This window comes from Megamonas sp. Calf98-2 (assembly GCF_900110235.1).
Taxonomy (GTDB): domain Bacteria; phylum Bacillota; class Negativicutes; order Selenomonadales; family Selenomonadaceae; genus Megamonas; species Megamonas funiformis.
Map to the genome: position 1 here is coordinate 14,355 of NZ_FOCY01000022.1, position 22,715 is coordinate 37,069.

Below are 22,715 nucleotides of genomic sequence, written 5' to 3' on the forward strand. Positions count from 1 at the left end.
CTCTCAAATTATATTAATTAATTGCTAAAATATTCGTTAATACCTTCTGCTATAGCTTTTGCCATTGTTGTTTGCCATTCATCATCACTTAATAAAGCTTCTTCATCATAATTAGTAATAAAAGCTGTTTCAATGAGTACAGCTGGCATATAAGAATGTTTTACTACATAAAAATTACAAGTGGAAATGCCTCTATCACGCAAGCCATTAGCTTCAATCATTTTTTCTTGAATGCTTTGTGCTAATCTTTGTCCTTGATAGCTAGAACCATAATAAAATGTCTGTGTGCCATTTGCAGCAGGATTTACAAAAGCATTGCAATGAATACTAACAAATATATCTGAATTTGCATTATTTCCTACATCAACACGTGCTTGTAATTCATTTCTTGCAGAAGCATTTGGACCATAAACATCGACATCACTATCTCTAGTCATAACCACTTTAGCTCCTGATTGATTTAAAATAGAAGCTACTTTTTGAGATATAGCAAAAGCTCCCTCTTTTTCTGTATATCCATTATGTCCTACAGCTCCAGAATCAGAACCGCCATGACCTGGGTCAATAGTGATTATTTTATTTTTTACATTACTCAAAGCTACATCACTAACTACAGGAGTATTCACTACACTATTAAAAATATCGATTGCTATACCTTTTTTACCTAAACTATATATTTTGTAATTATTATTTACTTCTTCTTGTAAATATATTTTTCCTTGAACTGTATCCTTTTTTTCTTGTAAAAATACTTTTTTAGCGATATTTCCATCTAATTTTTCTTGTCTTGATATATTACTTATTTGAGCATCTTCTATATTAAAAATCAATTGATATTTATTATTAGGATTTTCCTGAATAGAAAAGTTTTTTACTTCTCTATTAGTATTTATTTCTATATGAAGATACGTATCTCCTTGCTCTGAAGTCATAAGATTATGAGAAATTTTTTCTACATTTACACTACTTTTAGCCAAAGAAATATTTGGTATGACCATAAGCAACAAAACAACTGAACATAAAATTACCTTTTTTAATAAATTATACACTCTTACTACCTCTTTAATTTATTTATTATCATTTTTTAAGGACTTTAATAAATCTTCTATTTCTGCTACAGCTTTTTTTGTAGCTACTTCATCATATTTAATATCTATAGATAAATAATCTCCCTCCTTTAAATTCTCATCTAATAAATTCTTAGGAAAAACAACTTTTTGTTCATCTTCCCCTACTAATAATACAACTTTATCTTCTTCAAATCTATCAATAACAGCACTTATCATATCTTTGCCTCGATTTTATTTATATTTTATTTTTCTGTAGTAATTTTATAATCTTTACTACCATCACTTGTTATAGTAATAGAACCATTTTTATCTGTTTCATATACTTTCATACCTAATTTTTTATAACGTTCCATAGTTTGTTTATGCGGATGTCCATATTCATTACCAGCACCTAAAGAAATCAATACCGTTTTAGCATCTACTTGTTTTAGAAAAGCTTCACTTGAAGATGTTCTACTGCCATGATGAGGAGATTTTAATACTAATGAAGCGAGCTCACTACCATATGTTTTCACCATATTTTCTTCAGCTTCTTTTTCAGCATCTCCTGTGAACATCATTGTAAAATCATTGTATTTTAATTGACCAACTAAAGAATTATTATTTAAATCATCTCCAGATTTTAACATCTGTTTTGTAGGGCTAAAAACTTTGAATTTTACGCCACTACCAAAATCTAATTCATCATTTGCTGATAATTGTTGATATTTTATTTTTTTCTCTTTTATATTTTTTAAATAAGTCTTATATGTTTGTGTTGTTGTAGGGTCTCCATTATCATAAACTTCTTTGACTTCAAAATTCTTAAATACTGCATAAGCTCCACCCAAATGGTCTGCATGCGGGTGAGTTATGATTAATTTATCAATAGTTGTAATATTTCTTTCCTTCAATAATTTAACTAAATTATCACGCTCATCAATATCGCCTGTATCAATCATGATAGTTTGTTCTTTTGTTTGTATAAGCGTTGCATCACCTTGACCGATATCTAACATCTCTATTTTTAAAGCTTCGTCTTTATTTGCTGACTGTGTAGCATTATCTTTTCCACAACCCCATAAAAATAAACTGCACAAAATCATCAATAAGGCAACAATCTTTTTCATTCTATCAACCTTTCACCAATTTAATTTGATATTAAGTTATATAGCAAAAGTGCTCCTTAAAATCATCAGGAGCACTCCGCATACATCAACTATTATATAAAATTTTTTATGTATAGACAATTCGTTTTACTTTTTTAATCAATTTAGTTTAGAACTTAACTAGCCCTAAACTAATCATCAATGCCTTGTTTACTTCCTGCATAAAATTTTTATCCAGCGTGGTAACTTTCTTACTCAATCGAGATTTATCAATAGTACGTAATTGTTCTAACAATACCATAGAATCTCGTTCTAAATTACAGTATTTTGCAGGCAAATCAACATGTGTAGGCATATGTGTCTTACCTAATTTGGCAGTAATTGCAGCTACTATAATAGTTGGACTATATTTATTACCAATATCATTTTGTACAATGAGTACTGGTCGTAGTCCACCTTGCTCTGAGCCAATTACTGGGCTTAAATTAGCATAATATATATCGCCACGCTTTACAATCTCATTTCTTCTCAGCGGATACACCATTACAAGAAATTTATTAAATAATAAATTGCGCTCTTGCCTCAGGCTTTCAACTCCTTTTCTAAATAAAATATGACTAACGCGACTTTGTAGTCATTTATATTTAATATGTTTCCTCCAACATATTAAGAAATTGCTAATATCATTGATTTTTATAAAAATTACTTCTAGTATAACAAACTGTCTTGACTTAAGCTTCTTGCTTATTTAAAAATCCTATATTTTCCTATCAACTAAGCTCATTATAACATATTTTTAATAAGCATACATCTTTTTTACTATTTGTTTGCAAAATAGTTTTACAAAATTAAGCTAAATTTTTGTTATTAGGGCAATAAAATTTACTATATGTCCAAAATAGTGAACTATTGCCCTTTATTACAAATATTATCTCAATTAGTACCTTATTTAATGTCTATTTGTTTACGAGCTTTAGACAGATTTAATAAAATATCTCCTGCTATTAAACCAGCCTGTCCATTTTCTCCAGCTAAATCACCAGCAAGTCCATGTAAATAAACGCCCACTGGAGCTGACATTTTTCCAGCTAATTTTTCAGCTACAATACCCGCTATTGTACCAGCTAAAACATCACCACTGCCGGCTGTTGCCATACCTGCATTGCCAACTGTAGTTACAAATATATTTCCGTCTGGATAAACAACAAGTGTTTTTTCACTTTTCAACACAAATATTGCATTAAAATATTCTGCTGCTTTTCTAGCTATTTCCCAAAGATTATCTTTTAAATCTGAAATAGTGATATGCAATAGGTTTGCCATTTCTCCCAAATGAGGTGTGAGTATTGGCATTTGTTTTATTTTCTTTAATTCATCAGGTGCTTGGCTAAAAGCAAAAATAGCATCAGCATCTAATACTAAAGGTTTATCTAAATCAATAGCTAATTTTCTTACCATTTGACATGTTTCATCATTTCTACCAAGTCCAGGTCCCATTAAAACTACATCAAAATCTTTAGCTATATCTTTTATATTTTCCACAGCACTATCGCCTAATACGCCAGGCAATATTTCTGGCAATGGTTTTACCATGACTTCTGTATTTTTCATGGATAAAATATCATATAAACTTTCAGCAGAAATAAGTGTAGATACGCCAGCACCTATTTTTAATACAGCTTGGCTAGATAAACAAGCAGCGCCTGTATAACCTGTTGAACCTGCTAAAGTTAAAACTTTTCCACAAGAACCTTTATATACATCATCTGCTCTTGAAGCTAAATGTGCTTTTACAAAAGCTTCATCTATAGCTTCTTGTTTTATATCTTCTTTAGTCAATAAATCATTTGGTATGCCAATAGTTTTTACGATTATATTACCTGTATGTTTGCAACCAGGATACATAATCAAACCAATTTTTGGTAAACCAAAAGTAATTGTAGTAGTGGCAAAAATAGCATCACTTTCCACTACTCCTGTATTAGCATTAACACCACTTGGCATATCTACTGATAAAACAGGTCTATTCGAAGTATTTACTATTTGGATACATTTTTTAATGTTTTCTCGTAATTGTCCATGAATACCTGTACCTAGCAAAGCATCAATAATACAATCAGAAAAAGTTATTGATATTTGCAAACGAGTCCAATCACGTTCAGAAACAATATGGTATATTTCAGCTTTCATATTCACTAAAACATTGTAATTAATTTTAGCAGATGGTGTAAAATGTTCTGTATTTCCTAAAATAAAAATCTTAACTTTTGCACCATTATTCATTAAATGTCTAGCTGCTACAAAGCCATCTCCGCCATTATTACCACAACCAGCTAAAATGCAATAGCTCTGTCTAGCTACAGCTATATCTTTGCATAAATTCATAGCTTCTTTTGCTATTTCATGCCCTGCATTTTCCATTAAAGCTATTTCTGGTATACCAAAATGATTAATCGCTTCATTATCAATTTGTCTCATTTGTTCAGCAGATGCAATTTTCATATTATCATTATCCCTCCAAGATAGCTTGAGCTACTGCATATTCTTTGCAATGACTCAAGGAGATAAAAATATTATATATCTTTCTTTTTGTAGCTATATATGCAAAATATCCATAAAGTTTTACATGTGGTGCTCCATCATCATCTGGTAATATCTCAATATCAGTCCACAATCCTCCACCAGATATACCTGTACCCAACGCTTTTACTACAGCTTCTTTAGCTGCAAATCTAGCTGCATAAGAAGAAACTGCCATTTGTTTTCTAGAATTACAATATTCCTGTTCTTTTTTTGTAAAAATGCGCTCGATAAATTTTTCATTGGTTAAGGATTTTTCTATTCTTGATATTTCTATGATATCAACACCTGTACCCTTTATCATTCATACTTCACCCTTTATTTTATTTTAATGCCTCTTGTAATGTAAGTGCATTTTGTTTCATAGCCTTGATATAAGCATCAAGATCATTTTCTCCTGTTACTACAGGATCTAAGGTATAAACTTTAGCTCCTGTTTCATTGGCAATCGTTTTGGCTGCTGTTGATGAATATTGTGGTTCTGCAAATAAAGCCTTTGCCTGTAAATCATTTACTTGTGCAATAATTTCATCTAATTCACTAGGTGTTGGCGCTGTTCCTGGTTCACGTTCAATTACACCAACAATATTTAAATTAAATTCTTTAGCAAAATAAGGAAATGCTTCATGGAATGTAACAATATCTTTATGTGGTAAATTATCAATCTGATTATGCATATCTTGTTTTAAATCTTCCAATTTAGCAATATATTCTTTGGCATTTTTTTGATAAGCATCTGCATGTTCAGGATCTAATTTACTCAATTCATCAGCAATTGTCTGTACTTGTGTCATACAATTAGATACACTAACCCACACATGTGGATTTTCTCCATGTTCATCTGCTAATAATTCAATGCCTTTAGCAGCTTCAACAACTTTTAAATTCTTCTGATTATCAATTACATCTTGTAAAAAAGATTCCATACCAGCTCCATTAGCTATGAAAACATCTGCATTTTCTAACTTTTTCATATCAGCTGGTGTCATTTGATAATCATGTAAACAACCTGTTTGTGGTTTAGTCATATTTTCTACAACTACCCCATCAATTCCTTTTGTAACATTCAAAGTTTCTATATAAATTGGATAAAAAGATGTAACAATTTTTATTTTATCCTCTGAATTTGCTTTATCCTCTTGACTTGTACTTGTCTTTTCATTACCACAAGCTGTAAACACCATCATTGTCATCAAACTCAAAACCACTAATAATAATTTTTTCAAAATAAAAACTCCTTTAAGATTTTATTTTTCCTCAATCATCACCAATATATATACAAAATTATATAAAATGTGGCGATACTACCAAGGATAAAATCCTCGATATACTCGCCACTAAATTAATTTATATCAAAGTTTAATAGTTGCTGCAGCAGATAATGTTTCGCGAGCTTGTTTCATGATATCTTCAATGATTGTAGCTACAGGTTCTACTTTTTGTAAAACAGTCAAAGATTGACCAGCCTGCATCATACCATTTACTACATCACCTTCAACAGCTGCTAATTTATTTGTACCTGTTGCCATGCGAATAAGTTCTTCTTTAGAAGTTTTACCTTCATTTTCTTTTTGTACAAATTCTGTAGAGAATTTATTTTTAATACCACGTACAGCACCACCAAGAGTAAGACCTGTAACAATAGTATCTGTATCTACAGCTTCAATTAATTTTTGTTTCATATTTTCATGAACAGAACATTCTTCTGCTACTAAGAAACGAGTACCCATCTGTACACCGCCAGCACCCATGAGCATAGCTGCTGCTAAACCACGACCATCGCCGAAGCCACCAGCCATAACAACTGGAATATCTTTTATCTCTGGAATTACTTGTGTCATAAGAGCCATTGTAGTCAATACGCCAATATGACCGCCAGCTTCCATACCTTCTGCTACCATAGCATCAGCACCAGCAGCTGCTACACGTTTTGCAAGTTTTACATTTGGAATTACAGGAATTACTTTTATACCTGCTTCTTTTAATTTTGCAAAATATGGAACTGGATTTCCTGCACCTAAAGTAACAAAAGCAGGTTTTTCTTCGCAGATAACATCTACGATTTCATCTTTATTTGGTGCCATGAGCATTACATTTACACCAAATGGTTTATCTGTTAATTGTTTTGCTTTGCGGATTTCTTCGCGAACATATTCTGTAGTTCTACCACCACAAGAAATAATACCTGCACCACCAGCATTAGAAACAGCTGCTGCAAGTTTTGCATCAGAAATCCAAGCCATACCGCCTTGAATAATTGGATATTTTATACCTAAAACTTCAGTAATAGACTTTGCCATTATAATCCTCCTAAATGAAAAATCTTTTTGCTCAATTTTAATTCAAATCTTATTTTAGTATATCATAAAATCCATACTAAATCATTAGGGATTAATTATAAATAATAATTTTTGCTTGCGTGATAATTTTTTTATTTGAGCTTCACGCTTCATAGCTTCGCTTTTTGTGGCAAAAACTTCATAATAAACTAATTTAACCGGCAAACGCCCACGTGTATAGCGAGCACCTTTGCCGGCATTGTGTTTTTCTAGACGCTTTTTTAAATCATTTGTCCAACCTGTATATAAAGTACCATCACTGCATTGTACCATATACGTATAACAATTCATTATTCAGCATCTTTAATTTCTATTTTATTAATAACTACATCTTCGATAGGTTTATCCATGAAATCAGTCTGTACATGACCAATAGCTTCCACTACGTCCATGCCTTTTATTACTTTACCAAAAACAGCATGATGACCATCAAGCCATGGAGTTTTATCTAAAGTGATGAAGAACTGAGAACCACCTGTATTAGGGCCAGCATTTGCCATGGATAATACGCCAGGGCCATCATGTCTTAAATCTTTGTGGAATTCATCTTTAATTGTGTAACCAGGGCCACCTGTACCATTGCCATTAGGGTCTCCACCTTGAATCATGAAACCATCAATTACACGATGGAAAATTAAACCATCATAAAAATTATGTTCTGCTAAGTCGATAAAATTACCTGTTGTGATTGGTGCTTTATCTTCGAATAATTCAATTTCAAAAGTACCCATATTTGTTTCAAATACTGCAATACGATTTTTACTCATTGATTGAACTTCCTTTCCTATTTGTTCATTAGAATTTATTTGTTGCTCTGCAATACCATTACTTGTAAATAAAGATAAGGTAAATACAGATGCTAATAAACATAAAAATATAAATTTTTTCATCTCATCTATTCTCCATCATACTTATTTTATTTAGTGATAAAATGACTCTCTCCAGGAACTTTAGGGCACCAAATAGAGTTCATTTTCTCTTTATTGGGAAAATCTTCTGGTATTATCCAATCTTTTTCACCTACATTGTGCATAGTAATTAAATTTTTAACTTCCGTAACTTTGCAAAACTCAGTTACACCTAAATCTAAAAATTCTTCTAATCTACTATCTACAGGGAAAAATGCTATATCCATTTTTAAACCAGATAAACGCATCATTTGTTTTACAAATCCATTTTTAGCAAATACATTATTTTCTTTTGTATCACCTTTCCAATGCCACCAATTAAAATCGCCTGCATGGAAAATCTTCCAATCATTTTTTTCTACAAAAAAAGAAATTCCTTCATCAGTAGAACTAAATGAGCGTACATGTATATTTTTATCATCATAAGTCATATATTCATCTAAAATAATAGTCTTTTCTTTAGGCAATACATCAGTTACTACATCATAGCTGATAAAATATTTCGTTACCTTATCTTTAAACTCACTTATTTTAGGATTAAAATGGTCATAATGAACATGCGATACAAAAAAATAAACTTCTTTTTTATCTTGAATAATTTTGTCCACTATATTTTTTTCATCTTGATAATAATCAAAAATTATTGCACAATCGCCTATTTCTAAAATAAAACCGCTATTTAATAAATAAGTTACTTTTACTTTGTCATACATCAAACTCACCTCAAAAAGGCATAATATATATTCATTTTCACAAATTTTAGCAATAGTGTCAAGACCTGTTTATTTTTGTCAACAAAATAATATTTTTCTAGCATGATTTTCTATTTTTAGTTATAATATCTATTGATAACTTGTAAACATGAAAAATATAAGGGGTTGAACATAATGTTTAGATTTTTAACTGCTGGAGAATCTCATGGACAATGCTTAACAGCATTAGTTGAAGGAATTCCCGCTGGTCTTAAAATAAATCTTGATGAAATAAATAGACAAATGGCACGCCGTCAAAAAGGCTATGGTCGTGGTGGTCGTATGTCTATAGAAACGGATAAAGTAGATATCTTATCTGGTGTACGTTTTGGCGAAACAATGGGCGACCCTATTACTTTGCGTGTAGTGAATAAAGACTGGGAAAACTGGACTGACCGCATGTCTGTGATGGGTACACCTACATGGACTAAAGTTACAGCTGCTCGCCCAGGTCATGCAGATTATGTTGGTATCAAAAAATATAATCGTGAAGATATCCGCGATATTTTAGAACGCTCTAGTGCTAGAGAAACAGCTGCACGCGTAGCTGCTGGAGCTGTTGCTCGTCAATTTTTAGAAGCTTGTGGTATAAAAATCGTATCTCATGTAATCAATATCGGTGGTGTAAAAGCTAATACAGATAATATTGATTATGCTAATTTACAACCTAATGATAGCGATTTAAACTGTAACGATGCTCAAGCAGAAGCTAAAATGCGCGAAGCAATTCGCGATGCTGGTCAATCAGGCGATACTTTAGGCGGAACTTTTGAAGTTGTTGTCCAAAATATGCCAATCGGCGTAGGCAGTCATATTCAATGGGATAAACGCCTCGATATGCAACTTGCTGGAGCCATGATGTCCATTCAAGCTATCAAAGGCGTTGAAATCGGCGATGGTTTTGATTATGCAAATCACCCAGGCAGTCAATTACATGATGAAATGTTCTACAATGAAGATAAAACAGTTTATCGCAAAACAAATCATGCAGGTGGTATCGAAGGTGGTATGAGTAATGGCGAGCCTATTATTGTTCGCGCTTGTATGAAACCCATTCCTACACTTATGACACCACTTCACTCCATTGATATTGAAAGTAAACAAGAAGTTTTAGCTTGTAAAGAACGCAGTGATGTTTGTGCTGTTCAAGCAGCTTCCGTAGTTGGCGAAGCTATGGTTGCACTTGCTATCACTAAAGCCATGATTGACAAATTCGGCAGTGATTGCATGGTTGATGTCCTTCAAAATTTACAAGCTTATAACGAAAGAATAAAAGGATAGGATTAAAATGAAATCTAATATTGTACTTATAGGATTTATGGGCAGTGGAAAATCTATTACAGGTAAATTATTAGCTTATCGTTTAGGTTATAGTTTTGTAGATACAGATACAGCTATCGAACAAGAATACAAAACAAAAATAAAAGATATGTTTGCTAAAGAAGGCGAAGCAGTATTTCGCCAACGTGAAACAGCTACTATCCAAAAATTAGCACAAAAAAGTCATCAAGTAATTTCTACAGGCGGTGGCGTTGCTACTAAAGAAACTGATATGCAAGAGCTTCGCAAAAATGGTATCATTATAGCGCTGACAGCTATGCCACATACTATTTTAAAACGCACTGGAAATGATAAACGTCCTCTACTTGCAAAAAAAAGCAATGAAGAACGTTTAAAAACTATTATTGAACTTATGGCTAAGCGTGCTCCATTTTACAAAAAAGCTGATTTAATCATAAAAACAGATGATACAACACCACTGCAAAATGTCGAAATCATTATGAAATACTTAAAGGGTGTGAAATAATGCGCATTGTTCCCGTAAATCTCAATGAAAAATCTTATAATATCTATATTGCTCATAATCTAGAAACAACTATCATTAATTTTTTTAAAGCACAAAAATATTCTCAGAAAGCTTTAATCATCACTGATACAAATATTGCTCCATTATATGCAGACAGCGTCAAAGATTTACTCACTAAAGCTGGTTTTAATGCCAAAATTGCCATCATTCCAGCTGGTGAACAATCTAAATCTTTATCCGTTGCAGAAACACTGTATACACAAGCAATTGAACATGGTCTTGACCGCAAATCTCCTATCATTGCTCTAGGTGGTGGTGTCGTTGGTGATTTAGCTGGTTTCATTGCCGCTACCTTCATGCGTGGTGTGCCTTTCATTCAAATGCCAACTAGCCTACTTGCACAAGTTGACTCTAGTGTTGGTGGCAAAGTCGCTGTAAATCATGCTCTAGGCAAAAATCTCATTGGTGCTTTTTATCAACCACAAGCCGTTTTCATGGACTTAGAAATGATGAAAACTTTACCTACTAAAGAGATTTCCACAGGCTTAGGCGAAGTCATTAAATATGGCTTTATCTATGACCATGATTTTTATACTTATTTAACTGAGCACCAACAAGAAATTCTTCAATTGAAGCCAGAAGCCCTAATTCATATCATTGCACGTTCTTGTGAAATAAAAGCAGATGTAGTATCTAAAGATGAATGTGAAGCTGGTCTTCGTGCCATCTTAAATTTTGGTCATACTTTAGGTCATGCTATTGAAAAAGAAACTAATTATGCTATTTATAATCATGGAGAAGCAGTAGCTATCGGCATGGTTGGCGCTAGTAAATTAAGTTTTAAATTAGGCTTAATCTCGCAAGATGTAGTTGATAAAATGTGTCAATTACTTGCAAATATGAACTTGCCACTTAAAGCTAAAAATTGTGATGCTCAAAAAATTTATCAAGATATTTTCCATGACAAAAAAACTGTTAACGGTAAAGTTAATTGGGTTTTATTAGAAGATATCGGCAAAGTATGTATAAAAAAAGATGTTCCTGAAAAATTAGTCAAGGAAACTATTTTAGAAATACTGTAAAAACTTTATAAATAATGCTTTAACAAAACGAGTATTTTTTTCAAATTTGAATGAAATACTCGTTTTAATTTTAAATTCTAATTTAAATTTTAAAAAAATTGTAAAAATACTTGACAAATTTACACAAAAGTATTATAAATTTATTTGTAAAATAAATAATATTAATATTTTAATAAATGAATGCAAGTTATTTTTTTAACAAAGTATTAAATTTTATTTAGTTTATTAAGCATAGTTCCGGAGCTATCTTAAAATTTTATAATTTCCTAAAGAAGGTGTATCCTTATATGATTACTTTTTTTATTAGTTTAATCGCTCTTATTGTAGGTTTCATGATTTATGGTCGTTTTGTAGAAAAAGTTTTTGCTCCTTCACTAAAACCTACTCCTGCCATAACTCATAACGATGGTGTAGATTACATACCACTTCCAACATGGAAAGTTTTTATGATTCAGTTATTAAACATTGCAGGTCTTGGTCCAATTTTTGGTGCCATTGCAGGTGCTCTCTGGGGTCCAGTTGTTTATTTTTGGATTGTAATTGGGACTATTTTCTCTGGTGCCGTTCACGATTATCTCTCTGGTATGATTTCCCTTCGTCATAATGGTGAAAGTATTTCAGAAATCGTAGGTATCTATCTTGGCGATACTATGAAAACTGTAATGCGTATTTTCTCCGTTATCCTTTTAGTCTTAGTAGGTACCGTATTTATGACAGGTCCTGCATTACTTCTTGCCAAACTAACTCCTGATTCTTTAGATGTTACTTTCTGGTTAGTAGTTGTACTCATTTATTATTTCTTAGCTACTTTATTACCTATCGATAAAATCATTGGTAAAATTTATCCACTTTTTGGTGCTTGCCTAATTATCATGGCAGTTGGTGTTTCTAGTGGTATTATCCTCGGTGGCTGGCAAATGCCAGAAATGACACTTCAAAATCTTCATCCAAAAGATTTACCTATTTGGCCATTAATGTTTATCACTGTTGCTTGCGGTGCTACATCTGGTTTCCATGCTACACAATCTCCACTCATGGCTCGTTGCATGAAAGAAGAAAAAAATGGTCGCGTTGTTTTCTATGGTGCTATGGTAGCTGAAGGTATTATCGCTCTTATCTGGGCATCTGCTGGTATCGCTTTCTATGAAACAACTGGTGGATTAGCTGCTGCTATCGCTAGTGCAGGTCCTGGTGGCGTTGTTTATGATGTATCCTTTGGTACATTAGGTACTGTCGGTGGTATTTTAGCTATGATTGGTGTTATTGCTTGTCCTATCACTTCTGGTGATACTGCATTCAGAAGCGCTCGTTATACACTTTCTGATTGGTTCAAAATCGATCAAGTTTCTTATACAAAACGTTTAGCTTTAGCTATTCCACTTCTTGGTATCGGTGGCATCTTATCTCAAATGAATTTTGATATCATTTGGCGTTATTTCTCTTGGGCAAACCAAACATTAGCTATGATTGCTCTTTGGACTGGTGCAATGTATCTTTGGAAACAAAATAAAGGTGGTTGGCAACATTATATCGCTGTAATTCCTGCCATTTTTATGACTATGGTTACTTTCACTTATATCCTCCAAGCTCCTGAAGGTTTTGGTTTACCAACTAGCATTACTTATCCTGCTGGTGTCATCATCACTATCTTTTGGGCTATAGTTTATTTCAAATCTACTATTTTCAAAAAATAAAATTGAAATATAAGAAACCTCCACTATTGTTTTTCAATAGTGGAGGTTTTATTTTAGCTTAAAGTTTTATTTTTCGTCCAACTTTATATTCATGACGCAAATAATTTTGGCAATCGATTAATTCATCGCCTTCTTTTATTTCAGGCTTTTTATATGTTCCATCGCTACATAAAATTCTAGCTTTAAGATTATCTTTCCACATTATGCGTAAAGTATCATAAATGCTATTTTTTATTTTTTGGTCATAAATTGGTGCTGCTATTTCTACACGATTTTCTGTATTTCTAGTCATCCAGTCAGCAGAAGCTATATACATTTTCATATTTTCGCCTGTACCAAAGCAGAAGATACGAGAATGTTCTAAAAATCTGCCTACTACACTTATAACTTCAATATTATCTGTTTTTCCTTCTATTCCTGGTAAAATACAGCAAATACCACGAATAATCATTTTTATCTTAACGCCAGCTTGAGAAGCTTCTTTTAATGCATCTATTAACTGTCTATCTGTTAAAGAGTTCATTTTCAAGAAAATGCTTGTTTCCTCTCCAGCTTTAGCTTTTTCAATTTCTTCTTTAATTAAATCTAATAAAGTATTTTTTAGACTAACAGGTGCTACTAATAGATTATTATATTCTCCATAGAGATTATCAATACCCATATTTTGGAAAAATTCTACAGCATCTTTACCTATATCTTCATTGCTAGTTATCAAGGAAATATCTGTATATAAAGAAGATGTAGAAGCATTATAGTTACCTGTACCTATTTGTGTAAAGTATTTTATGCCTGTTTTATCTTGTTTCATAACTAAGCAAATTTTGGAATGAACTTTATAACCTTCCATGCCATAAATAACTTTACAGCCAGCATCTTGTAAAAATTCTGCCCAGTTTATATTATTTTCTTCATCAAAACGAGCTCTAAGTTCCATCAAGACAGTTACATCTTTACCCATTTTAGCCGCCATTGATAAATAATTCATCAATTGAGCTCTATGACTTCCTACACGGTATAAAGTAATCTTTATAGCAAATACTTTTTCGTCCGTTACAGCTTCTTTAATAAATTTCAAGAAAATATCAAAACTTTGATATGGATATTGTAACATTACATCATTATTTGCCACATAATCCATCACACTAGCATTTTCAGGTACACAGCAGATATGAGATGGTTCAAATGGTGGATACATCAAGCTATTTTTCTGTTCTTCATTAAATTTACTACCTAAGCTGAAAATATAAGATTTATTGATAGGAGATTTATAGATAAAAATTTGCTTTGATGTGATTTTAAATTGTTCTGTGGCATATTTCATCATTGTTGAATCTATATTGCCTTCTATTTCTAAACGAACAGGTGCAAGTCTTTGTCTTTTCAATAAAACTTCACGTGCATGTTCTAAGAAATCTTCTCCTAAATCTAATCGCTCATCATCTAAACTAATATCTGCACTTCTAGTAACAGATAAAATTGCTGTATTTTCTACTTCATAGCCATCAAAAATTTTATCAGCATATGTAGCTATGATATCTTCTGTCATTACATAGCGAATTTTAGATTTATTTGGTATATATACGATTTTAGGTAAATTGCTAGGTACTGGAATAATTCCGAAAACCTTTTTCTTTTTGCGTGTTAAAATTATACCTACATATAACGCTTTATTTAATAAATGAGGAAATGGGTGTCTTACATTTATAATTTGTGGCGATAAGAATGGGCTAATTTGATTATCAAAATATGTTTTAACATAAGTTTTATCTTTTTGATTTAAAGATTTTACTTTTTTACGTTCAATGCCATATGTTTTAAACTGTTTTTCCACAGTCGCAAAAATTTTATCAGCTTTTTGATTTAATTGTTTTGTAGCTACAAAGATTTTATCTAATTGCTGATTTGGTGTCATAAAACTTTTATTATCAAAACCATTTGTATCCACAGAAGCCATTTCATATAAACTACCTACACGTACTTGATAAAACTCATCTAAGTTACTAGCATAAATTGCTATAAATTTTAGTCTTTCATATAGAGGTACATTTTCATCTATAGCTTCTTCTAATACTCTATCATTAAAACGAAGCCATGATAATTCTCTATTTTGTGTATATGATGTATCTATCTTTTTATACATTCTGTTCTCCCTCTTTAGTTAATACTTGCTTATATAAATATCCTTCACGTACACCTGCACGACTTACATAAATGCTTTGTACATTAAAATATTTAACAATAGTATTTAAGATTATCATACCTGGCATAATTGTACGCACACGTTCAGGTACGACTTTTAATAATGTTTCTAAAGTTTCACGAGGTACTAATTTTTTATTTTCACGATTTTCTAGTTTTTTAACCATCCAGTTTAAATTTTCAGCAATGACAAAACGATTATTTTTACTTAAATCATAAAAGTAGCTATTTAATCTATCTACATTACGAATAGTTCCACCTACACCGCAAACATATGGACAATCGCCCCATTGGTCTACATCGTAACGAACTATCATTTCTCTTACGCATTCTTCAATTTTTTTGCGTTCTTTTTTTGTTGGGAATAAATGTTTTACAAATTTTGTATACATACTTAAAGAACCGATTGGTAAGCTTATAGAATTTTGTATTTGCATATTATTATACATAACTAATTCTGTACTACCGCCACCAATATCTACTAATAAACCACTTTTTAAATCAATAGTTCTAGCTGCACCAACAAAATCATATTCAGCTTCTTGAGCACCACTTAATAAATTAATAGCTAATCCTGTTCTATCTTCAATTTCACTAACTGCTGCTTGGCTATTAGAAATATTTCTTAAAGATGCAGTAGCAAAAACATGTAAATTATTTACACCTAAATCTTTAGCCAATAAATTAAAACTATCCAAGATATAACAAGCTCTATTGATACCATCTGCTACCATCATACCATCTTGAATAAATGATGCTAATTCTGCCATTTCTTTTTTATTTAAAAGTACTCTTGGTTTACCACCTTCTACTTTATAAATAACAAGACGCATTGTATTTGAACCAATATCTACAATACCATACATCTAAATCCCTCCTACTCTATTTTAAATATAATATTTTTTTATGCTAAATTCTATATATCCTCTCGTTTTTCCTTCACTATTTTACAAAAATATTAAAAAATACAATCTTTTTACTAAAATAGACAAAAATAATAGCATTCTTCGTTTCACAACTTAGAATGCTGTATTTATAAATTTTATTTATTATCTACTTCAATAATAGATTAATTTCACCTTTAATAATATTATAGTATAAAAATAAGAAAATTAAATATAATAAATGTTAAATCTTTGTAAAATTTTCTAAGCTTCTACTTCTATATTCTGCTTAAATAATTTAATTTGCTCATTTCTTATCCAATCACCAATCGCTTTGCCTTTTAAATTTGCTGGACAATTTTTCATGGATACACTATGAATTTTTTGGAGATAACTATGATAATCTGCTAAATAATAGGGTAATGATTTACTATCCGCCAAAATTACACAATTAAAGCCAGCAAAGCCTAAAGGATTTTTTTCTACAATCAATAAAAAATCGACAATTTTTCCTACTTTTCCTAGTCTAGCTGCTCGCATATGTTCTTTGATGACAAATAATCCACCTTGAAGCCATTTTTTAGGAAGCGTCATGCGTTTATTCCATGCTTTTAATACTGCTAAACCTTTTTCTTCATGTCCATAATGATGAGGTAACATTTCTTTTGGCGTTACACCTTTGCCCAAATCATGCACAAGACCTGCAAAACGCACTGCGACATCATCAGTCATATCAGCAACTAAATCCACAATCTCCATAGTATGCTCAAACGCATCACCTTCTGGATGAAATGCTACAGGTTGAGTTTTCCCTATTAATGCATAGATTTCAGGAAATAAAATTTCCAATAAATCCGCTTTCACTAAACTGCGGAAAAATATTGAGGGTTTTTTTGTTTTTAACGCACGTTGTAATTCATTAAAAATGCGTTCTTGTGGTTCTGATTTTATTTCCTCTCTACATGCTCGCATCAAATTTATAGTATCTTCATTGATTTTAAAATTTAATTCGCAAGCCTGACGCGCAGCCCGAAGCGCTCTTACAGGGTCTTCTTTAAAATGATGTGATACTGCATTAATACATCTTTTTTCAATATCTTCTCGCCCTTTATATGGGTCAATTATTTTTCCATCACGTACGCGGTAAGCTATGCTATTCATAGTCGTATCTCTACGATATAAATCTTCTTCAATCGTTACTTTTTCATCATAATCTACAATAAAGCCTGTATAACCTATACCTGTTTTTCTTTCCTTACGGACAAAAGCTACTTCACATTCTTTGTCTTCAATTTTTACTAAATACACAGGAAAAGATTTTCCTACTTTTTTTGCCTTTGGAAAATTTTGTTTAAAATCTTCTTCTTTTACATGACAAATGACAAAATCTTTATCTTTAGGAATAACACCTCGTATTTTATCGCGCACCCAACCACCTACAATATATAAAGTGCCACCTAAATCATCTATCTTCTGTGAAAATTCCATTTCATTCATAATTTTAAATCACCTACTTATAAAAAAACCCAGTTAGATATAATATCTACTGGGTTTTATTTTAATTTATTCTATTACCATAGCACCTTTATTATCAATATCTAATACTAAGTATTTAGAGCTAATATTATGTTTTGCAAAAGCCTCAACCATTGCTTTACCAATTTCTTCACCATTTTCTATCGTATAAGCAATAAGTGTTGGACCTGCTCCACTTATAGTTGTACCAAGTGCACCTTTAGAATTTGCTACTGCAAATACATCATACATACCAGGAATTAAATCTGCTCTATATGGTTGATGTAATTTATCTGCAAAAGCACCTTTTAAAGCTTCTATTTTTCCTTGACAAATAGCTGCAATAATCATAGCTGTATGACCAATGTTAAAAATAGCATCTTTTAATGGCACTTCTTGTTTTAAAGCTGCTCTAGCTTTTTTAGTTGGTAAATAAAAGTCAGGTATAGCCACTACCATTTTTAAATCAAAATTTGGCATAAAAGATACATATTCTAATTTATAATCAGTTTTTGTGCTGACTGTTATTCCACCAAATAAAGCAGGTGCTACATTATCAGGGTGTCCTTCAATCTCAGTAGCTAACTCAAATATATCCTGTATAGAAAATCTATTATTCAAAAATACATTAGCTGCAAATAATCCCGCTACTATAGCAGTTGCACTACTGCCAAGACCACGTGATAGCGGCACATTATTTGTCATTTTTATATGTGCCCCTTGATATTTTTTCTCCAAGTGAGCTTTAACTAATAACTTTTCTATAGAGCGCCATACCATATTTCTTTCATCACATGGTATATTTGTTGCTCCATCTCCATAAATTTCTATACATAAATTTTTTTCTTCTAAGAGTTTTAATTCCAATTCATTATAAATACTACAGGCAATACCCATAACATCAAAACCAGGGCCACAATTGGCTGTAGTTCCTGGAACTCTTACTTTGACAAAATCACTCATAATTAAGCCTCCTGAGACATTACTACTCGGATAATATTAGAAATTTCATGTACTACATCTAAATTATTTAAACGAACTTTGAGGTCTTCAATTTGATTATTATTTACATTATGAGTAATTGCTACTATTTCAGAAAATTCCCCTACTCTGCGTTTTTGAATTACAGAATATAAACTTACATTGCTTTCACCAAAAGCTGTAGCAATCGCACCTAATACACCAGGTTTATCTTCAACTAATAAGCGAATATAATATCCTGATAAAACTTTATCTGGTGGGCATAATTTCTTTTCTTCATAACAAGTACAACGTATTTTACCAAAACGGTCTTTACCCATATCTCGTGCTACATCAATAATATCTGCTAAAACGGCTGAAGCAGTTGGTCTTTCACCTGCTCCTTTACCATAAAACATAGTATCGCCGACAGCGTTACCATGAATAAATATAGCATTAAACACATTGCGAACAGAAGCCAATGGATGATCTTTATCAATAAATGTCGGATGAACGCGAACATCTATACCTTCTTCTGTATGTTTAGCTATAGCCAATAATTTTATAATATAGCCTAATTCTTTAGCGTAAGTTATATCTTCTGGTGTAATGTTAGTAATACCTTCTACTTTTACATCTTCTAAACTTACGCGTGTATTAAATGCAATAGAAGATAAAATTGCTGCTTTTCTAGCGGCATCTAAACCAGCGACATCTGCTGTAGGATCTGCTTCTGCATAACCTTTAGCTTGAGCTCTTGCTAATGCAGTATCATAATCCATACCTTGCTCTGTCATCTTAGTTAACATGTAATTAGTTGTACCATTTACAATACCAATTAATTCTGTGATTTTATTCGCAGTTAAACATTGTTTTAATGGAGTGATAATCGGTATGCCACCTGCTACACTTGCTTCAAACATGAAATCTACATCATGTTTTTCCGCCGCATCAAACATATCTTTACCAAACTGTGCTAAAACATCTTTATTTGCTGTAACTACATGTTTGCCATTTTCCATAGCTTTTAACATATATTCACGTGCTGGATGTATACCACCTAATAATTCTACAACAATATCAATGCTTTCATCATTTAAAATATCATCAATATTATCTGTAAAAACAACATCTCCATTAAAATCACGTTTTTTGTTTAAATTGCGAACTAAAACTTTGCTCACTTCGATATCATTGCCAATTTTTGCTCTGATATCATGATAATTTTCTTGTAAAACCTTTAAAACACCTGTACCTACTGTGCCACAACCTAATAAACCTAATTTTATCTTCTTTGCCATAAATATCCCTCTCTCAAGACTAGACTTTTAAACTTGACCAATAACCTCTAAACGTCTTACGCCGTTCACAAGACGCAATTTATCGAGCAATGCTTCAAGGTCAATATTCATATTTTTAGTTTCAATAGAAATTGTTGCTACTGCTACTCCTTGAAGAGGAATACCTTGGTTAATAGTCAATACGTTTCCTTTATCTTCAGAAATCATATTTAACACATTAGAAAGTACTCCCTGTTTATTATCAAGAACAAAAGAAACAGAAACAATTTTATTGATACTTGCTTCATAAAATGGTAAAACAAAGTCTTTATATTTATAATAAGCACTACGGCTTAAACCCATTTTAGAAACGGCATCATTTATGGTCATATTATCATGACGACGTAACATTTCTTTTACCTTGATTGTTTTTTTGATTGCAGAAGGTAAAATATCTTCTTTTACTAAATAGTATCCTGAATCTTTTTTTGTCATTATTAAATCCTCCGTACTTTTACAATGGATAATATTCTTTTTATAGCAGACATTATATCATTTTATCGCCATAATAGCAAAGGGTATTATTAAGTTTTAGATAAATTATCTATGACCTGCTTTTATTTTATTTTCATTTCCATTTAAAAGACGTACTATATTTGTTTTGTGGCGGTAAATAACAAATATAGCTGCTACTATACCGAAAATGACAAACTCCATAGGCATATCAAAAGCATAGGCTAAGATTGGCACAAACGCTGCTGCAACGATTGAAGCAAGTGATACATATTTACTAATCATTACAATTATAAGCCAAATAAAAAAGACACAAACAGATACTTTTGGCATCAACATAATCAATACACCAAGTCCTGTTGCTACACCTTTTCCACCTTTTAATTTTAAAAATATGGAGGCAGAATGACCTACTATTGCTAATATACCACCTAAAATCATAACTATAGAGCTACCAACTAAAGTCATACCTAGATACACACCTAATAAGCCTTTTATTAAATCAGCTAAAAATATGACAAATCCAGGAAATTTTCCTAAAGTACGCCAAGCATTAGTAGCACCAATATTTTTACTACCATGTTCACGTAAATCTACATGCCAAATTCCTTTTCCTAAAACCAAGCCACTTGGAATAGAACCAATGACATAACTACAGATTATTACTATAAGAAAATTAAATTCCATTATTCATCATCTTCCTCTTTTCTTCCACGAACTACTAATTTAAGAGGAGTTCCTTCAAAACCAAAACTTTCTCTTAGTTTGTTTTCTAAAAAACGCAAATAGGAAAAATGCATCAATTCTGGGTCATTAACAAATACCAAGAATTTTGGTGGTTTAATATCAGCTTGAGTCATAAAGTAAATTTTTAATTGTTTACCTTTATGAGATGGTGGTGGATTGATAGAAACAGCATCCATTACTAATTGATTTAATACGCTTGTCTGCACACGCATAGCTTGTTGTTCAGCTACATATTTTACAAGGTCAACTACGCGATGTACACGCTGTTTTGTAAGTGCAGAAGTGTATAAAACTGGTGCATATTGTAAAAATCCAAGTTCATCACGAATATCTTCAGTAAAACGCAAAGAAGTTTTATCATCTTTTTCAATTAAATCCCATTTATTGACAACAATGATACAGCCTTTACCAGATTCATGAGCATAACCGGCAATTTTTTTGTCTTGTTCTGTTACACCTTCAGGAGCAGAAATTACCATTAAAACTACATCTGCTCTATCTACAGCACGAAGAGAACGCATTACACTATAACGCTCGATAGGCATATCAATTTTACCTTTACGTCTCATACCAGCAGTATCAATCAAAGTAAAATGTGTATTGCCATCATCAAATTTTGTATCAATAGCATCACGAGTAGTTCCTGCTACATCACTTACAATTACACGCTCTTGACCTAATAGAGCATTTACTAAAGAAGATTTACCTACATTTGGTCTACCAATAACGGCAATGCGAATTTCATCATGTTCGATATCATCTTCTAAATCTTTAGGGAAATTAGCTACTATTTCATCTAATAAATCGCCTACATTCAAAGCATTTGCAGCAGAAATACCGATTGGTTCGCCAAGTCCTAAATTATAAAATTCATATACATCTAAATGCTGTTTTGGACTGTCAATTTTATTTACAGCGACAATAACAGGTTTTCTTGTATTTCTTAAGATATGACCTATTTCTTCATCATCATGAGTCATTCCTGTACGACCATCAACCATAAATACAATTACATCAGCTTCTTCAATTGCTAGACGTGCTTGTTGACGCATGGAAGCTAAAATTTTACCTTCGCCGTCATTTTCAAGTTCAATCCCGCCAGTATCAATCATTGTGAATTGATGATTTAACCATTCAGCGTCCATATAAATTCTATCTCTAGTAACACCTGGAAAATCCTCAACAATGGATACTCTCTTTTTACCTATTTGATTAAAAAACGTAGATTTACCTACATTAGGGCGTCCTACAATAGCTACTATTGGTTTACTCAAATTCTTCACCTCATCAATAATAT

General features: G+C 31.9%; 23 protein-coding genes. 4 read left to right on the forward strand and 19 right to left on the reverse strand.

Going from position 1 to position 22,715, the window contains the following annotated elements; genetic code table 11:
* Positions 1-17 precede the first annotated feature (17 nt).
* The 11 genes from BMX03_RS07725 to BMX03_RS07775 all read right to left on the reverse strand — a co-directional run bounded on the left by BMX03_RS07725 (position 18) and on the right by BMX03_RS07775 (position 8,698).
* Positions 18-1,049 carry an N-acetylmuramoyl-L-alanine amidase family protein gene (locus BMX03_RS07725; protein ID WP_091694714.1) on the reverse strand — a complete coding sequence of 344 codons (1,032 nt, stop codon included), beginning with the start codon at positions 1,047-1,049 and terminating at the stop codon, positions 18-20.
* An 18-nt stretch (positions 1,050-1,067) separates the two neighbouring features.
* The gene (locus BMX03_RS07730) at positions 1,068-1,286 is read right to left on the reverse strand and encodes a DUF3006 domain-containing protein (protein WP_008537303.1); all 219 of its coding nucleotides are present in this window, start codon (positions 1,284-1,286) and stop codon (positions 1,068-1,070) included.
* 26 nt (positions 1,287-1,312) lie between these two features.
* On the reverse strand, positions 1,313-2,179 hold the full coding sequence (locus BMX03_RS07735) for a ComEC/Rec2 family competence protein (RefSeq protein WP_008537302.1): 867 nt from the start codon (positions 2,177-2,179) through the stop codon (positions 1,313-1,315).
* 148 nt (positions 2,180-2,327) lie between these two features.
* Positions 2,328-2,702: a type II toxin-antitoxin system PemK/MazF family toxin gene (locus BMX03_RS07740; protein ID WP_008537301.1), complete on the reverse strand. Its 375-nt coding sequence runs from the start codon at positions 2,700-2,702 to the stop codon at positions 2,328-2,330.
* 401 nt (positions 2,703-3,103) lie between these two features.
* Entirely contained in the window at positions 3,104-4,660 is a 1,557-nt protein-coding gene (locus BMX03_RS07745) for an NAD(P)H-hydrate dehydratase (RefSeq protein ID WP_091694717.1), read from the reverse strand.
* Positions 4,661-4,667: 7 nt separating this feature from the next.
* Positions 4,668-5,042, reverse strand: a complete 375-nt coding sequence (gene acpS / locus BMX03_RS07750) for a holo-ACP synthase (protein ID WP_022228383.1) — start codon at positions 5,040-5,042, stop codon at positions 4,668-4,670.
* A 19-nt stretch (positions 5,043-5,061) separates the two neighbouring features.
* On the reverse strand, positions 5,062-5,964 hold the full coding sequence (locus tag BMX03_RS07755; protein WP_091694720.1) for a metal ABC transporter substrate-binding protein: 903 nt from the start codon (positions 5,962-5,964) through the stop codon (positions 5,062-5,064).
* Positions 5,965-6,090: 126 nt separating this feature from the next.
* Positions 6,091-7,038, reverse strand: coding sequence for a nitronate monooxygenase (locus BMX03_RS07760; protein ID WP_008537297.1), 948 nt, complete (start codon positions 7,036-7,038; stop codon positions 6,091-6,093).
* Positions 7,039-7,122: 84 nt separating this feature from the next.
* The gene (locus BMX03_RS07765; RefSeq protein ID WP_022228385.1) at positions 7,123-7,368 is read right to left on the reverse strand and encodes a GIY-YIG nuclease family protein; all 246 of its coding nucleotides are present in this window, start codon (positions 7,366-7,368) and stop codon (positions 7,123-7,125) included.
* A complete protein-coding gene (locus tag BMX03_RS07770) occupies positions 7,368-7,967 on the reverse strand; it encodes a peptidylprolyl isomerase (RefSeq protein WP_015563179.1) in 600 nt (199 codons plus the stop codon). Before BMX03_RS07770 ends, BMX03_RS07765 begins: the two co-directional genes overlap by 1 nt.
* A 26-nt stretch (positions 7,968-7,993) precedes the next feature.
* On the reverse strand, positions 7,994-8,698 hold the full coding sequence (locus tag BMX03_RS07775; protein WP_022228386.1) for an MBL fold metallo-hydrolase: 705 nt from the start codon (positions 8,696-8,698) through the stop codon (positions 7,994-7,996).
* Between the two features lie 174 nt (positions 8,699-8,872).
* Between BMX03_RS07775 and aroC the strand changes: the two genes are divergently transcribed.
* From aroC to BMX03_RS07795, 4 genes are all read left to right on the forward strand, one after another.
* The gene (gene aroC, locus BMX03_RS07780) at positions 8,873-10,018 is read left to right on the forward strand and encodes a chorismate synthase (RefSeq protein ID WP_022228387.1); all 1,146 of its coding nucleotides are present in this window, start codon (positions 8,873-8,875) and stop codon (positions 10,016-10,018) included.
* Between the two features lie 7 nt (positions 10,019-10,025).
* Complete coding sequence (locus tag BMX03_RS07785; RefSeq protein ID WP_022228388.1) at positions 10,026-10,544, forward strand: shikimate kinase; 519 nt, start codon at positions 10,026-10,028, stop codon at positions 10,542-10,544.
* The gene (aroB, locus tag BMX03_RS07790) at positions 10,544-11,626 is read left to right on the forward strand and encodes a 3-dehydroquinate synthase (RefSeq protein WP_075555320.1); all 1,083 of its coding nucleotides are present in this window, start codon (positions 10,544-10,546) and stop codon (positions 11,624-11,626) included. Before BMX03_RS07785 ends, aroB begins: the two co-directional genes overlap by 1 nt.
* A gap of 287 nt (positions 11,627-11,913) precedes the next feature.
* Entirely contained in the window at positions 11,914-13,320 is a 1,407-nt protein-coding gene (locus BMX03_RS07795; RefSeq protein ID WP_008537289.1) for a carbon starvation CstA family protein, read from the forward strand.
* Between the two features lie 58 nt (positions 13,321-13,378).
* Here the strand turns inward: BMX03_RS07795 and ppk1 are convergent, their stop codons facing one another.
* The 8 genes from ppk1 to der form a co-directional block, all read right to left on the reverse strand.
* Positions 13,379-15,460: a polyphosphate kinase 1 gene (ppk1, locus tag BMX03_RS07800; RefSeq protein ID WP_075555318.1), complete on the reverse strand. Its 2,082-nt coding sequence runs from the start codon at positions 15,458-15,460 to the stop codon at positions 13,379-13,381.
* Positions 15,453-16,385 carry a Ppx/GppA phosphatase family protein gene (locus BMX03_RS07805; RefSeq protein ID WP_015563168.1) on the reverse strand — a complete coding sequence of 311 codons (933 nt, stop codon included), beginning with the start codon at positions 16,383-16,385 and terminating at the stop codon, positions 15,453-15,455. The genes ppk1 and BMX03_RS07805 overlap by 8 nt, the downstream gene beginning before the upstream one ends.
* 282 nt (positions 16,386-16,667) lie before the next feature.
* Positions 16,668-17,900 (reverse strand): HD domain-containing protein, encoded by a 1,233-nt coding sequence (locus tag BMX03_RS07810; RefSeq protein ID WP_022228391.1) that lies wholly within the window; start codon positions 17,898-17,900, stop codon positions 16,668-16,670.
* 66 nt (positions 17,901-17,966) lie between these two features.
* The gene (gene thrB, locus BMX03_RS07815; protein WP_022228392.1) at positions 17,967-18,881 is read right to left on the reverse strand and encodes a homoserine kinase; all 915 of its coding nucleotides are present in this window, start codon (positions 18,879-18,881) and stop codon (positions 17,967-17,969) included.
* Positions 18,882-18,883: 2 nt separating this feature from the next.
* Positions 18,884-20,179 carry a homoserine dehydrogenase gene (locus BMX03_RS07820; protein WP_091694722.1) on the reverse strand — a complete coding sequence of 432 codons (1,296 nt, stop codon included), beginning with the start codon at positions 20,177-20,179 and terminating at the stop codon, positions 18,884-18,886.
* 27 nt (positions 20,180-20,206) lie between these two features.
* Positions 20,207-20,653 carry an ACT domain-containing protein gene (locus tag BMX03_RS07825; RefSeq protein ID WP_008537283.1) on the reverse strand — a complete coding sequence of 149 codons (447 nt, stop codon included), beginning with the start codon at positions 20,651-20,653 and terminating at the stop codon, positions 20,207-20,209.
* 105 nt (positions 20,654-20,758) lie between these two features.
* The gene (gene plsY / locus BMX03_RS07830) at positions 20,759-21,358 is read right to left on the reverse strand and encodes a glycerol-3-phosphate 1-O-acyltransferase PlsY (protein WP_091694725.1); all 600 of its coding nucleotides are present in this window, start codon (positions 21,356-21,358) and stop codon (positions 20,759-20,761) included.
* Complete coding sequence (gene der / locus BMX03_RS07835) at positions 21,358-22,692, reverse strand: ribosome biogenesis GTPase Der (RefSeq protein ID WP_008537281.1); 1,335 nt, start codon at positions 22,690-22,692, stop codon at positions 21,358-21,360. Before der ends, plsY begins: the two co-directional genes overlap by 1 nt.
* Positions 22,693-22,715: the final 23 nt, after the last annotated feature.

Bases quoted from the DNA above. Each gene is read 5' to 3' on its own strand.
- BMX03_RS07730 (WP_008537303.1), bottom strand. From the start codon at position 1,286: ATGATAAGTGCTGTTATTGATAGATTTGAAGAAGATAAAGTTGTATTA.
- BMX03_RS07735 (WP_008537302.1), bottom strand. From the start codon at position 2,179: ATGAAAAAGATTGTTGCCTTATTGATGATTTTGTGCAGTTTATTTTTA.
- BMX03_RS07740 (WP_008537301.1), bottom strand. From the start codon at position 2,702: ATGGTGTATCCGCTGAGAAGAAATGAGATTGTAAAGCGTGGCGATATA.
- BMX03_RS07745 (WP_091694717.1), bottom strand. From the start codon at position 4,660: ATGAAAATTGCATCTGCTGAACAAATGAGACAAATTGATAATGAAGCG.
- acpS (WP_022228383.1), bottom strand. From the start codon at position 5,042: ATGATAAAGGGTACAGGTGTTGATATCATAGAAATATCAAGAATAGAA.
- BMX03_RS07760 (WP_008537297.1), bottom strand. From the start codon at position 7,038: ATGGCAAAGTCTATTACTGAAGTTTTAGGTATAAAATATCCAATTATT.
- BMX03_RS07765 (WP_022228385.1), bottom strand. From the start codon at position 7,368: ATGAATTGTTATACGTATATGGTACAATGCAGTGATGGTACTTTATAT.
- BMX03_RS07770 (WP_015563179.1), bottom strand. From the start codon at position 7,967: ATGAAAAAATTTATATTTTTATGTTTATTAGCATCTGTATTTACCTTA.
- BMX03_RS07775 (WP_022228386.1), bottom strand. From the start codon at position 8,698: ATGTATGACAAAGTAAAAGTAACTTATTTATTAAATAGCGGTTTTATT.
- aroC (WP_022228387.1), top strand. From the start codon at position 8,873: ATGTTTAGATTTTTAACTGCTGGAGAATCTCATGGACAATGCTTAACA.
- BMX03_RS07785 (WP_022228388.1), top strand. From the start codon at position 10,026: ATGAAATCTAATATTGTACTTATAGGATTTATGGGCAGTGGAAAATCT.
- aroB (WP_075555320.1), top strand. From the start codon at position 10,544: ATGCGCATTGTTCCCGTAAATCTCAATGAAAAATCTTATAATATCTAT.
- BMX03_RS07795 (WP_008537289.1), top strand. From the start codon at position 11,914: ATGATTACTTTTTTTATTAGTTTAATCGCTCTTATTGTAGGTTTCATG.
- ppk1 (WP_075555318.1), bottom strand. From the start codon at position 15,460: ATGTATAAAAAGATAGATACATCATATACACAAAATAGAGAATTATCA.
- BMX03_RS07805 (WP_015563168.1), bottom strand. From the start codon at position 16,385: ATGTATGGTATTGTAGATATTGGTTCAAATACAATGCGTCTTGTTATT.
- BMX03_RS07810 (WP_022228391.1), bottom strand. From the start codon at position 17,900: ATGAATGAAATGGAATTTTCACAGAAGATAGATGATTTAGGTGGCACT.
- thrB (WP_022228392.1), bottom strand. From the start codon at position 18,881: ATGAGTGATTTTGTCAAAGTAAGAGTTCCAGGAACTACAGCCAATTGT.
- BMX03_RS07820 (WP_091694722.1), bottom strand. From the start codon at position 20,179: ATGGCAAAGAAGATAAAATTAGGTTTATTAGGTTGTGGCACAGTAGGT.
- BMX03_RS07825 (WP_008537283.1), bottom strand. From the start codon at position 20,653: ATGACAAAAAAAGATTCAGGATACTATTTAGTAAAAGAAGATATTTTA.
- plsY (WP_091694725.1), bottom strand. From the start codon at position 21,358: ATGGAATTTAATTTTCTTATAGTAATAATCTGTAGTTATGTCATTGGT.